Origin of the sequence: Chryseobacterium salviniae (assembly GCF_035819015.1) — a bacterium.
In the GTDB taxonomy this organism is placed as follows: Bacteria; Bacteroidota; Bacteroidia; order Flavobacteriales; family Weeksellaceae; genus Chryseobacterium; species Chryseobacterium salviniae.
Genome location: NZ_JAYLAA010000018.1, coordinates 145,361 through 159,133, shown reverse-complemented (window position 1 = coordinate 159,133; position 13,773 = coordinate 145,361). Strand labels below are relative to the sequence as shown.

Annotated in this window: 9 protein-coding genes; all 9 read right to left on the bottom strand. The window is 37.0% G+C overall.

Going from position 1 to position 13,773, the window contains the following annotated elements:
- Positions 1-48: 48 nt before the first annotated feature.
- The 9 genes from SOP96_RS04585 to SOP96_RS04545 all read right to left on the bottom strand — a co-directional run bounded on the left by SOP96_RS04585 (position 49) and on the right by SOP96_RS04545 (position 13,761).
- The gene (locus tag SOP96_RS04585; RefSeq protein ID WP_034975909.1) at positions 49-840 is read right to left on the bottom strand and encodes a phosphatase PAP2 family protein; all 792 of its coding nucleotides are present in this window, start codon (positions 838-840) and stop codon (positions 49-51) included.
- Between the two features lie 210 nt (positions 841-1,050).
- On the bottom strand, positions 1,051-3,099 hold the full coding sequence (locus SOP96_RS04580; protein WP_040995614.1) for a heavy metal translocating P-type ATPase: 2,049 nt from the start codon (positions 3,097-3,099) through the stop codon (positions 1,051-1,053).
- Between the two features lie 27 nt (positions 3,100-3,126).
- Positions 3,127-3,588 carry an MgtC/SapB family protein gene (locus SOP96_RS04575; RefSeq protein WP_034975913.1) on the bottom strand — a complete coding sequence of 154 codons (462 nt, stop codon included), beginning with the start codon at positions 3,586-3,588 and terminating at the stop codon, positions 3,127-3,129.
- Between the two features lie 11 nt (positions 3,589-3,599).
- Entirely contained in the window at positions 3,600-5,330 is a 1,731-nt protein-coding gene (locus tag SOP96_RS04570; RefSeq protein ID WP_228400877.1) for an LTA synthase family protein, read from the bottom strand.
- A gap of 374 nt (positions 5,331-5,704) precedes the next feature.
- On the bottom strand, positions 5,705-6,601 hold the full coding sequence (locus SOP96_RS04565; RefSeq protein ID WP_072410598.1) for a cation diffusion facilitator family transporter: 897 nt from the start codon (positions 6,599-6,601) through the stop codon (positions 5,705-5,707).
- Positions 6,602-6,627: 26 nt separating this feature from the next.
- The gene (locus tag SOP96_RS04560) at positions 6,628-7,506 is read right to left on the bottom strand and encodes a bestrophin family protein (protein ID WP_028123473.1); all 879 of its coding nucleotides are present in this window, start codon (positions 7,504-7,506) and stop codon (positions 6,628-6,630) included.
- A gap of 125 nt (positions 7,507-7,631) precedes the next feature.
- Positions 7,632-8,906 carry an efflux RND transporter periplasmic adaptor subunit gene (locus SOP96_RS04555; protein ID WP_028123472.1) on the bottom strand — a complete coding sequence of 425 codons (1,275 nt, stop codon included), beginning with the start codon at positions 8,904-8,906 and terminating at the stop codon, positions 7,632-7,634.
- A 1-nt stretch (position 8,907) separates the two neighbouring features.
- Positions 8,908-13,272 (bottom strand): CusA/CzcA family heavy metal efflux RND transporter, encoded by a 4,365-nt coding sequence (locus SOP96_RS04550; protein ID WP_072410604.1) that lies wholly within the window; start codon positions 13,270-13,272, stop codon positions 8,908-8,910.
- A 159-nt stretch (positions 13,273-13,431) separates the two neighbouring features.
- Complete coding sequence (locus SOP96_RS04545; RefSeq protein WP_072410597.1) at positions 13,432-13,761, bottom strand: DUF6660 family protein; 330 nt, start codon at positions 13,759-13,761, stop codon at positions 13,432-13,434.
- Between the last annotated feature and the right edge of the window lie 12 nt (positions 13,762-13,773).

Sequence of the window (13,773 nt, the reverse complement as noted above, 5' to 3'; positions counted from 1 at the left end):
CTGATTATTCGTCTCCTAAATCGTCTTTTAAATCCCATAATTTCTCATTTAAAAAAATAGCTGGTAATTCAAACCCAAACTTTTCTGCTGATAACTCTTCTGGAAATAAGGAGAAATCATAGATAATGTTTTTTCATTCTTACTTTTAAATAAAGTTTTGATCTTTGGATATAACCAATATGCTATCTCAGTAGAAAAAATTCCGATACCAGCACCAGACAGGACATCTGTAACCCAATGCTTATTATTGATGATTCTGTACACACTAGTAAAAATGGCAAACGGATATCCTGACAGACTGATCCAATAATTGCTGTCCCTATATTCTCTGAACATAAACTGTGCAGTTGAAAATGCGATCGCTGCATGACCTGAGGGAAATGACATATAATTTGATTGATCAGGCCGCTCCCTGCCGATCAATGATTTTGAAGGAATAACTATTGCCAATAAGATAGCTTGTGATGTTGCTAAAATGATCGTTCGATCTTTTAAGTTATGTTTCCCTCGAACACCCGCTATGTTTAAACCATAAACGAGCGCAGCTGGTACAAATAAGGTATAGTTGTCTAATTTTGAATTGTTTAATGTATGATCGTTTACCTCCCTTCTCACATCATAATCAAACTTTTTGATTTCAGGAATTGTAAAACCAATTGCACCTGCCGATATCAAGCTAACCGGAACAATAAGTTTTTTATAATCCAAAGTATCATCTCTTATTATTAAAGAATCTTGTTGAGCAGTTTTTTGCAATGACAAACTATCCTGAGCATAAATACTTAGAGAGAATTTCAGTAAAAGGATTAGTATTGAGTTTTTTTTTACATAAGTCCACATAAAAATTATATTTCTGATTTTTATTGTTCGGATCTAACATTAATAGTATTCAATTTTATATCGTAAAATTGGATGTAACTTCCCTGTTCCCATCTTTTATGGGAACTCAATCTTAATAATATGAGTGGAGGCAAATTTTCCTTAGAATTGTAATATCCTAAGGAAACAGGATACTAGAATTTGCTCTATTTTTATCTGTGATAATCTCTTTTAAAATTTCATTCTTTGAATCCTGACTGCATTGAGTATTGCAATCAAAGCAACTCCCACATCAGCAAATACAGCTTCCCACATCGTAGCCAGTCCACCAGCTCCAAGTACGAGCACGATGGCTTTTACAACAAAGGCAAGAATGATATTCTGCCAGACGATCCTTTTGGTCTTCTTTCCAATATTGATCGCCATAGGTATTTTTGATGGTTTATCATCCTGGATCACAACATCGGCAGTTTCGATGGTCGCATCGCTGCCAAGTCCACCCATTGCTATTCCAACATCACTTAATGCTACTACAGGCGCATCATTTACACCATCACCAACAAAAGCCACACTTTCATTTCTTGCTTTGATTTCTTTGACCTTGTTGACCTTATCTTCCGGAAGCAGGTCTCCAAAAGCATTGTCAATACCGATCTGCTCAGCCACATATTTTACTACAGTTGTCTTGTCACCACTTAGCATAGTCGCTTTTACATTCAAGCTATGAAGTTTTTCAACTGCTTGCTTTGCATCGTCCTTGATTCGGTCGGCAATCGTAATGAATCCTGCAAATTTTCCATCATATGCGATAGCTATCACCGTATATACGATTTTGGATGGGTCTACATCATAACCGATCTTAAATTTATCCAATAGTTTAAAATTACCCACCAGGATTTCCTTCCCATTAGCTCTCGCTTTAAGCCCATGCCCTGCAATTTCTTCAGTATCCTCTAAATTGATCGAATTGTTGATCTCTCCTACAAACTCGTGAACAGCAGTAGCCACAGGATGGGTACTTTTACTTTCAACAACATTGACCAATTGGAGAATCTCATCTTTGTCAAATCCTTCTTTAATGGTAACGTCCTGAACTTTGAAAACACCTTCTGTCATAGTTCCGGTCTTATCCATTACCACATTCTGAATCTCAGCGATCTTATCCAAAAAGTTGCTTCCTTTAAATAATATACCATTGCGGCTCGCTGCTCCGATACCTCCAAAATAGCCAAGCGGGATAGAGATCACCAATGCACACGGACAAGATATAACTAAGAAAATCAATGCTCTGTACAACCAATCTCTGAAAACATAATCATCAACAAAGAAATAAGGTACTAAGCAGATCAAAACAGCTAATGCAACCACAATTGGGGTGTAAATTCTTGCAAATTTTCTGATAAAAAGTTCAGTCGGAGCTTTTTGAGCTGTTGCATTTTGTACCAGTTCAAGGATCTTACTGAGTTTGCTATCCTCATAAGCTGTATTAACCTTAATCAAAGCTACGCTGTTCATATTGATCATTCCGGCTAAAACTGTTTCACCTTTATTTTTAGAATCAGGTTTGCTCTCTCCTGTTAACGCTGCGGTATTGAAAGACGCAGAATCGGAGATCAGTTCTCCGTCCAATGCCAGTTTTTCTCCTGATTTTAACTGAATCGTATCCCCGATTTTGGCTTCGGCAGCTTTGATTTTTTTAGGCTGATTATTTTCAATAATCGTTACCTCATCAGGACGTTGATCTAAAAGAGCCTTAATATTGGTTTTAGCTCTCGACACAGCCAGAGTCTGAAAAACCTCTCCTACTGCATAGAACAACATAACCGCTACTCCTTCAGGAAATTCTCCGATAATGAAAGCCCCTATCGTTGCAATGCTCATAAGGAAAAATTCTGAAAACACATCACCTTGTTTGATACTTTCAAATGCCTCTTTTAAAACCGGTAGGCCTACCGGTAGATAAGCAACACCGTACCAGACAATACGTACCCAGTCTTTAAACCATTCAGGCTTAATGTAATTGTCCAATGCAATGCCTGCTAATAACAATACCAAAGAAATAATCGCAGGCAAGAACATCTGAAACGCTGTTTTATCAGTTTCTGCATGATCATGTCCATCATCATCTGTATGTTGATGATCTTCCGTTTTCTTCTTTGGAGCGCAGCATCCGTCTTCTTCAACTAATTTTTTGGCTCCAGCATCTTTATAGATTTTGCCTTCCTGTGGAGTACAGCAGAGCTGCTTTCCATTTTCGTCGTAGATGTGTTTATGTTCCATAATAATATTATTTTTATGATTTTTAGGTTACTTTATATATATATCCTGGTCTGATTGTCTTCCGGTTTTTAGAATTTTTTTATACCAGCCAAATTTGTTAATACTTAAGATGAACAAGGTAAGAACAGTTGCTAAAAAAGATAACAAAAACATGTTCAGTGCAAGGGCAGATCCTATTGCCGATGCAGCCCATAAAGCAGTGGATGTTGTAAGCCCCTGCATGCTTTTGGAACTATCTTTAAATGCCAGTCCAGCTCCGATAAATCCTAAACCGGCAGGTATCGCCGCCAACATTCTCGCTATTGCAGATTTATCATCTGTAAGATGCGAGGCAACTGCCACAAATAAGCAAGAAGCCATACAGAGAACGCCAAAAGTGCGAACCCCTGCATCTTTATGGGCAGTTTCTCTTTCGAAACCTATTATCGCGCCAAAAAACAGTGCTAATAATAATTTTCCGGCAAGTAAAAGTTCAAATTTTAGATCCATTTTATATCACTTTATCTAGTTGTGGTTATATTCCCCTTTTTAATCCGCTTCTGTTTTAATCCTTCATTCTTGAAAAGATAGTAGGCCGACTGATAATTTGCTATCGCTTTTTTTACATACTGTTCAGACAGCATCTCTGGATTTTGTTTATTTTTCTCCTTGTCATACAAATACGTCTCTGTTTTTTGCTGTGGACCTAGAATAACCAATTTGTTGTTTTCCATATATCCAAGTTTCTGATAGGTACTTACAAATATTCTTGGAATATAGCTTTCGCCTAAAACATTTTTACCATAAAGATTACTCTGATATGTCCAACCTAAAAGTGCGAAAAGTGTTGGATACAAATCGATCTGAGAGCACATTTTTTCAATTCTGAATGGTTCGTTGTCGTTCAGGTTGACAATCATTGCAGGGATATGGTATTTTGCGACATCGATATCGTTCTTGCCCGCACTGCTGGCACAATGATCTGCAACAATTATAACAATGGTATTTTTGTACCAGGATTTATTCTTTATCTTTTTAAAAAACTGACCGATCGCATAATCTGTGTATTTCACGGCGCCTTCCCTTCCCGATCCCGAGGGAATATCAATCTTTCCTTCAGGATATGTATAAGGACGATGATTGGAAGTGTTCATTACAAAATCGTAAAAAGGTTTCCCCGCTGCAAATTTTTGATCTGCTTGCTTTATCACCTGATCATAAAGATTTTCATCACTAATACCCCAGGCATTTTCAAAAGTGACCTCATTGTCTTCTATTGGTATTCTTGGAGACTGATAATCTTCCCCTACAAAAGAATTTCTTTTCCTGTCAACAATTGTGTATCCATTATTACCGAAATAATTATTCATATTATCAAAATATCCATCACCACCATATAAGAATGAAGTATCATATCCCTTTTGACCGAAGATAGATCCTACAGTGGTCAGATTATCGTTGTCTTTCCTACGAACAATACTATTCCCCGGTGTAGGCGGAACGGCAAGTGAAAGTGCCTCCATTCCTCGCACGGTTCTTGTTCCGGTAGCATACATATTGGTAAATAAAATGCTTCGATTCGCCAATGAGTCCAACGTAGGTGTCAGATTCTGATTGTTGCCAAATGTTTTCATAAAGTCTGCACTGAAACTTTCCAATGTGATCATAATAACATTGGGCTTCTCAGAGGAGTCATCTCCCTTAATGTTACGTACAATTGAGAAATCTTTTGATACATAATGTGAGTCAGTTTCCTGCAGATCAGTTCTCACAATATTAAACGCCTCTCTATTATCGATGAGTGTGTAGAAGTGCTCATAATTGATCTCGTTATTTTTATAAGCTGAAAAAAAAGAATAGATTCCTGATTTTGACAACTCATTCCTATACCTGTTCTCACTGCTCTCTGCTAAACTGTTGTCAATAAAAAATGTGTAGAAGACTGAAATAAAAAGCAATCCTAAAAAAATAGTGAATCGCTGTATAAAAGGTGTACTGCCTTCAAAATTATCTGTGAAATAATGCCTCTTATAGAAAAGTAAAAATACCAAAGAGGTCATTAGTAACATGGCTGTAATGAGCAATGGCAAAGGATATGATTCATTAATATTATTGATTACTTCATAGGTATAAACCAAATAATCAACTGCAATAAAATTAAACCGACTTTCAAATTCCTGCCAGAATGTTACTTCAGCAAAAAATGAAAACAACAATATAAGCACAGCTACAGTAAAACAAAAAAAAGTCATAGCTCTATTGAAAAGCGAATTATTATATTTCTGGGGAAACAAAAGCAGATATAGGCTGTATGGTAGCACAAAAAATACCCCTACACCAATATCAAACAAAAATCCCATAGCAAATACTTTCAACAATGAAATAAAACTAAGATCAGCTTTTTGAATGCTGGCCACAGAAAGCCCTATCCTAAGAAAAAAGGACAAGATCATGTATAATAAGAAAAAATTAGTGAGCAGGCTATAAGTGCTTCTCTTAATTTTAATTAGTCTCATAAACAAGTTTTATAAGTGATTAAAACATTATTATCCTTTGAAATCAATTTTATGTGATAGAGAACTAACCATTAGATTTTATTTATTATCAATCTATTTTTACCGTTCATCTATAAGTGTATTACACTTTCATCATAGCCTTCATATTCGATTTGAAAAGTGGTGTGGGTTATTTTAAAATCTGTTGTCACTTTGTCTGTTAATATTTTCAGGATTTCGTTGCGATTTTTATTTTCATCTGCAATCACATGAGCACTCATGGCATTAACGCCTGACGTAAGAGACCAAACATGAAGATCGTGGAGTCCCTTGATTTCCGGGAGTTCTTCCAGTGATGCTCTAAGCTTGCTGATATCTACATCTTTCGGTGTACCTTCCAATAAGACATTAACCGCTTCCATAAGCAACTTTAAGGTTCTGGGAATGATTAATAGACCTATTGCCGCAGAAATGATCGGATCTGCGTAATACCATTGTGTTGTCAGCATTATCACACCTGCGATCATTACTCCTACGGATGTCAGCATATCCGACAAGACCTCAAAATAAGCACCTTTCATATTAAGACTTTCATTGGAGTCCTTTCTTATGATAAGGATACCGATGATATTGACCACAAAACCAATTCCTGCAACGATCATCATGGAGCCACTTTGCACTTCAGGAGGATTTTTAAATCTTTGAAATGCCTCATATAAAACAAATAATGAGATACCCAATAGCACAACAGCATTAATCACAGCAGCCAAAATCTCTGTGCGATAGTACCCAAATGTTTTTTCAGGACTAGCCTTTCTCTCACCAATTTTGATTGCAATAAATGCTAGGAGTAAACCGACAACATCTGTTAGCATGTGAGCAGCATCCGCAAGCAATGCAAGACTTTTTGTTGCAATTCCTCCAATGACTTCAGCAATAAGATAAGTACCACTTAGTGCTAGGACGATGAGTAAATTTTTCTTATGTCTGCTTGATGCAGATCCAGTCTGTTTATTTGTGTCGCTCATAATTTTATGTATTTACTAGATTGACTCTACATTTCGAAGTAAGTATTATTTTCTTTTTTAACAGGAATATCATTTTCTTTGATCATCTGTAAAATATTGATTTCTATAGTTTGTGCAATAGATGTCATTGGCGTATCCACAGGAGTATTCTCGAAAGGATCCTGCATGATGATTGCTGTTTTCTCAATGGCTATAAATAGCAGAGGAATAGTGATCGTTGTAATAATTTCCAAGGTGAGCTGGGAATCTTCCAATCCGAAAGGGAGTATAAAAGCAAAAACATATATAAGAGTATGCAGTAAAATACTATAGGCACGTGGAAATACCGTATTTTTCAATCTTTCACATTTTCCCATATTGTCACACAGCCTCATGAGAACTTCGTTAAGCTGAACCTCCTTGAAATCTGATACCAATCCTTTTTCGGCTATTTGTCTTAAGTGATAAGAATGTTCATCCAAAATTGCATTGGGTATATTAACAGCGTTAATCTGATGCATATTCAAATACTCCCCTACTTTACCGGAAAAAGGCTGTTTTCTTAATGCTTCGCCTAACGCATAGACCCATACGATTTGTCTTTCTGCAAATATTTTAACGTCCGCACTATCCTGAGGAATGAACTGAATAATTAATCGGATAAGAGACCTGGAATCATTAACAATAGCACCCCAAACGGTTCTTGCTTCCCACCATCTCTCGTATGACTGCGCCGTCCTAAATGCAAGTAGCAGTGATACAGCAGTTCCTAAAATTGCGGGAATGCTTAATGGAATTGATATTTTTTTGAAAATAGGATGCAGATCCAACAAACCTATACCTACAGCAAGTATAACAATCAGTAATATTTGGCTTTTAATTTGATCAATAAAATACCAGATTGAAATTTTCTTGTTTAGTAACATAACTTTTGTTTATAGATTTGATATAACATTATGATACGTAGTTCACGATTTAATTCGATTCGTAGCATAATGTTATTTTTTATTACAGCTGAAACTTTTATATAAAGGCTTTCGTAATAATAAATCTAATCTTCATGCCCTCCTGAATTAGATAATTTAGCATTGACGAAGAATGCACCTTTTACCACAATGTTTGTATCAGGTGCAATTTTGGTCACTGGAGTGATTGCAGTATAACCTAGATCTGAAGAACCTTTAACAATTTCTATTTTCTCAAAATTCAATGTTTTTCCTTGATTCTTGGTATGCGCTGCCTCTTTTGTACCTTCCTCTTTCTCACCCCCTTCTTCCTCTTCAGCATGTTCTTCAGGCTTTTTAGAAGTCTGTATGAAAACATAGAATTTACCGTCAGCTTCCACGATTGCTTCATCAGGAACGGCAGCGGTGCTTGAGTTTCCAAGGCTTACCATTCCGGTAACATTCATCCCATCGATCAACCCCACTTTATTTCCTGTAACACTCGCATGTACAGAGATCGTTTTACTCTCATTTTCGAATGACGACCCGATACTAAATACGGTAGCGTTATACAAAGTTTCCGGATTATTGGTCAGCTTAAACTGTACAGTTTGTCCAACTTTCATTTTAGGTAGATCCTTTTCAAAAACCTGAAGATCTAAATGGATAGAACTATTATCAATAATATCAAGAACTGGTGATGCCACATCAACATAACTTCCAATCTGCGCATTGATACTGCTTACGGTTCCACTGATCGGTGAAGTTATAACCAACCCAGATCGTAGATTACCATTGCTTACTTTACCCGGGCTGATCCCCATAAGCTGGAGCTGTCTCTGTAGTGATGATCTTTGGGTTCTTAAACTTTTTAATTCAGCATCAGAGCTTTGCAGATTCTTTTTTGCTCCGGCATCATTATCAAATAGTTCACGTTGCCTTCTATATTCCTGTTCAGCAAACGCGATCCTGCTGTTCACTGTAAGATATTGCTCCTGAAGCTGAATATACTCGGGATTATTGATTGATGCAATTACCTGCCCTTTCCTCACATGATCTCCTATCTGTACATTTAATGTCTTAATCACCCCACCATACAGAGAGGTAACGGTAGCTTTTCTATTGTTGGGAACACTCAATACACCATTGGCTTTAACAAGTGAGGTCAGATCTTTCATCTCAATTTTACCTAAGGAGATTCCGACTGCTTTCATTTGTTCTTCTGTTAATGCCGCGATCGTTTGCGGTGCCTCTTCATGAGCCTCCTCTACCTGTTCGGTTTTTGCTTTTACTTCCGTTTCCTCAGAGGCTTCTTTTTTTCCACAGCTTAAGACTAAAAAAGAAATTAACAGCGTAGATACTATATTATATTTAATTTTCATTTTATTTGTTTATGATAGAATTAATGGTAATAACAGATTGATTAACCTGTTGAATCGATTCGAGATACTTTAATTGAATATTGGTAGAAGTCTGAAGCGCAAAAAGATATTCAACGTAGGAAATTTCTCCTGTTTTATATCCCAATTGTCCGGCTTTAGCTATTTTCTCAGCATTGGGTATAGCCTGATTAATATAATAATTATATTGCTCTACATCCTGCTGATATTGATTCAAAGCGTTTTCCAGTTGCGCTTCCAGCTGTTTTTGCTGTAATTTTGCATTAGATTCCGCTACTTGCTTTTGGAACTCCCAAGATTGCATTCTCGCTTTTGTAGCACCGAAAGTCAGGGGAATCGTAACGCCAATAGTTGCTGCGTGAAATCTATTTCCCGCATTAAAATTCCGATCCATACCATTGATCGTCTGGGTACCGATTAAAGACTGATTGGTGTAACCTATACTGAAATCAGGTAGGCCCAGAGACCTTTCAACGTTTTTATTTTTTTCTGCTATGGTCATCTCCTGATAGTAAGACCTTACTGTTGGATGATTCGCTATTGACGCGCTGTCAAATACATAATTAGCTTTCAGGGGCTCATAATTTGTGTTATAAGGAACCGAGATGTCTCCCGAAGTATTCAATAAGGTTTTTAAGTTTTTGTATGCATTATTCAAATAAACTTCATTTTGCTTCAACAACAAATTGATCTCCCCTTTCTGAGTTTCTGCAGTATTGATCTCTATCTTTTTAATATCTCCTGATTTAAATCTGACCGTAGCAATTCTTATAAAATCCTGATATAAACTATCCAGATTTTTTAATTTTGACTGGTTAAATTGCAGATATTCGATCTGATAGTAATAGGTCCTAACCTGTCTTGCAAGTTCGTTGACCGAAATCTCCTTATTGATCTGCTTTCCTTTGATCTGTTCAGCGATAAGTTCTCTTCTTGCTTTAAACAATGTTGGAAACGGAATACTTTGAGATATAGAAAAAGATTGATCGAATTTTTTACTGTTGTATTGGCCTAACTGAGCATCTAAACTCATTTTTGGAAGTTCTTTAGCAGTAGGTTTCAGTGCCTCTGTTACTTTAATATCCAAATCTTTCGACCGCATTAAATTATTGTTGGTCAATGCGATGCTCGTAGCTTCCTCAACTGTAACAGGGGTACCTTGTTGTGCGTTAAAGGTCTGTCCAATGAATAAAAAACCTAAAACTAAAACCGCTGTCAGTGGCTTATTACCTGAAGGCTTTTTGATTTTTAGTTTAGTACTGAAGATAATGTATAACATCGGTAAAACAAAAAGAGTCAAGAAAGTTGCTGTAACCAGTCCCCCGATTACAACGGTCGCCAAAGGTTTCTGAACTTCTGCCCCGGCTCCGGTTGAAATTGCCATAGGTAAAAATCCTAATGATGCGACTGTGGCTGTCATTAAAACAGGTCTCAGACGAGTTTTAGTTCCTTCCATCACACGTTTTAAAATATTGGTTTCACCTTCCTTCTCTAACTCGTTAAATGTTCCGATCAACACAATACCATTAAGTACCGCTACACCAAATAATGCAATAAACCCAATTCCCGCGCTGATACTAAAAGGCATACCGCGAAGCATTAACGCGAATATACCGCCGATAGCACTCATTGGAATTGCCGTAAAGATCAAGGCAGCCTGCTTTAGCGAACCAAAAGTAAAATATAACAGCATAAAGATCAAAAATAATGATACAGGTACAGCAATGGTCAGTCGTTTACTGGCAGCTTTAAGATTCTCAAATTGTCCGCCATATGTATAATAATATCCTGATGGTAATTTTTCTTTATTAAGCTTCTGCTGGATTTCTTCTACTACACTTTCTACATCTCGGCCTTTTACGTTAAAACCAATGACGATTCTCCTTTTACCTGCCTCACGACTAATCTGTGCGGGGCCAAGTTTATAATTGATATTGGACACCTGTGAAAGCGGGATCTGTATTCCTGTCTTCGTAGACACCATCAGATTGTTGACATCATCAATACTGGTTCTATGTAAACTATCCAAACGAACCACCAGATCAAACCTTCTTTCATTCTCAAATACCTGACCTGCAGCCTGACCTGCAAAAGCAGTACTTACAGCAGTATTTACGTCTTCAATATTCAGCCCGTAATTAGCCATTCTTGTGCGGTCATATTCAACATTAATTTGCGGAAGACCACTAACACGTTCGATCTGTGGAGCACTCGCACCATTAACAGACTGAATAATTTTTGCTGTTTTATCCGCATATATCGCTAAAGAATCTAAATTTTCACCGAAAATTTTAACCGCTACATCTTGTCTGATTCCTGTCATCAACTCATTGAAACGCATCTGGATCGGTTGATTTTTTTCGAAAAATACCCCGGGAATAGCTTCAAGCTTTTCAGAGATCTCATCTGCTAATTCATCATATGATTTTTTTGTTTTCCATTCACTTTGCGGTTTTAAGATCACCATCATATCAGTAGCTTCAGGAGGCATTGGATCAGTAGGCACTTCAGCAGCACCGGTCTTCCCTACAACCATTTTAACTTCGTCAAACTGCTTGATCAGCCTGGAGGCCTGCATAGAGGTTTCAATACTCTGACTTAATGAACTTCCCTGTGGAAGAATACAGTGAAAAGCAAAATCACCTTCTTGGAGTTGAGGGATAAACTCGCCCCCCATTCTTCCAAATATAAATAATGAAACTGCAAATAATGCAACAGTAACACTTACTAACCAATATTTTACTTTTAAAGCTTTCTCTAGTAGAGGTTGATAGATTTTTTGGAGTCGGTTCATCATTTTATCTGAGAAATTTTCTTTATGCGAGATTTTCTTCGATAAAAAAAGTGCACTCATCATTGGAATATAGGTCAATGATAATATCAATGCACCAAAGATTGCAAAACCTACAGTTTTAGCCATCGGAGTAAACATCTTACCCTCAACACCTACTAACGTTAAAATAGGAATGTAGACAATCAAAATAATAATCTCCCCAAATGCTGCGCTGCTTCTGATTTTAGAAGCTGAAAGAAATACCTCTTCATCCATCTCAGACTGGGTAAGAAGACGTGTTGTTTTCCGCAATCCTAAGTGATGAAGAGTCGCTTCAACAATAATAACAGCTCCGTCGACAATTAATCCAAAATCAATCGCCCCTAAACTCATTAAGTTGGCACTTACTCCGAAAACGTTCATCATTCCCAAAGCAAAGAGTAAGGACAACGGAATGGCAGATGCCACAATAAGACCGGCTCGTAAATTACCGAGAAATACTACCAGCACAAAAATCACTATCAACGCTCCTTCGATAAGATTTTTCTCGACAGTATCAATAGCTCTGCCAACTAGATTAGTTCTGTCTAAATAAGGCTCAATAATCACATCAGTAGGTAAAGATTTTTGAATAGTTGGTATTTTTTCTTTGATTAATTGCACTACCTCATTACTATTAGCACCTTTAAGCATCATCACCACTCCACCTACAGCATCCACCTCACCATTAAATGTCATGGCACCATATCGAACCGCACTTCCCAAACGAACCTCAGCAACATCTTTAATGAATATAGGCACACTCCCTGTTTCATTTTTAACTACAACATTCCCAACATCTTCAAGAGAGGTCACAAGTCCAATTCCACGGATAAAATAAGCATTAGGCTTTTTGTCAATGTAGGCTCCGCCTGTGTTCTGATTATTTTTTTCAAGAGCTGCAAAAATATCAGAAATACTAACTCCCATCGCTCGTAGACGATCAGGGTTAACAGCGACCTCATATTGTTTTAGCTGTCCTCCGAAGCTGTTAATCTCTGCAACTCCGGGAGTACCATTAAGCTGTCTTCGAACGATCCAGTCCTGCATTGTACGAAGTTCTTTGGAATCGTATTTTTTCTCACTTCCTTTCTTTGGATGAAGGATGTATTGATATACTTCCCCAAGTCCTGTACTTACCGGAGCCAACTCTGGTGTGCCAATTCCTTTTGGAATTTCTTCAGCAGCCTGCTTCAGCTTTTCACTGATCAATTGGCGGGCAAAATAAACGTCAACCTCTTCTTTAAATACAACAGTGATTACAGACAAACCGAATCGTGAAATACTTCTGGTCTCCTCAATATCAGGAACATTAGCAATACTCTGTTCTATAGGGAATGTCACCAACTGTTCAACTTCCTGACCGGCCAAAGTAGGACATACCGTGATTATTTGAACCTGATTGTTGGTGATGTCGGGTGTGGCATCGATCGGAAGTTTGGTTGCGCTCCAAACTCCCCAAATAATCAACAACAAGGTCATTATACCAATGACAATCTTGTTCTTGATGCTAAATCTTATGATTTTATCTAACATGAGAATATAATTTTTATTGAATGTCACAACTACCTTTTGGAACAACTATTTGTTCTAAAAATCGAGCGACAAAAATGAGTAAGAATACAACGCAATGCTATTGCAATGTTTCCATAACTGTTTTGACGAAAGACAATTCTTCCGTCTGATTAACAAAAATTATATTTTAGGAGGTTGCCATATCTGATCGTACACCAAATATGCAAAGTCATTCTTTATGAAAAGAATTTTTTTAGAATAGTACTCTTTTATCTGTTTACGATATTCTAAAACAGGATTTATTTTGAGCGAAGTAACGCTGATTCTGCAGCAATTACAATAACAAAAAGGAGAACAAGAATCTGTTTTTGAATGAGCATCGTTTTGCTCAGATTTTATATAGGAATATGATACATTTTCATTTTTTGATTGCGCTTTTGCAACATCCATGCATGGCATTAATGATAATGCCATGAAGTAGACTGTAAAAAGCAATCTTAGAAAATTCATGCGACAAAGTTA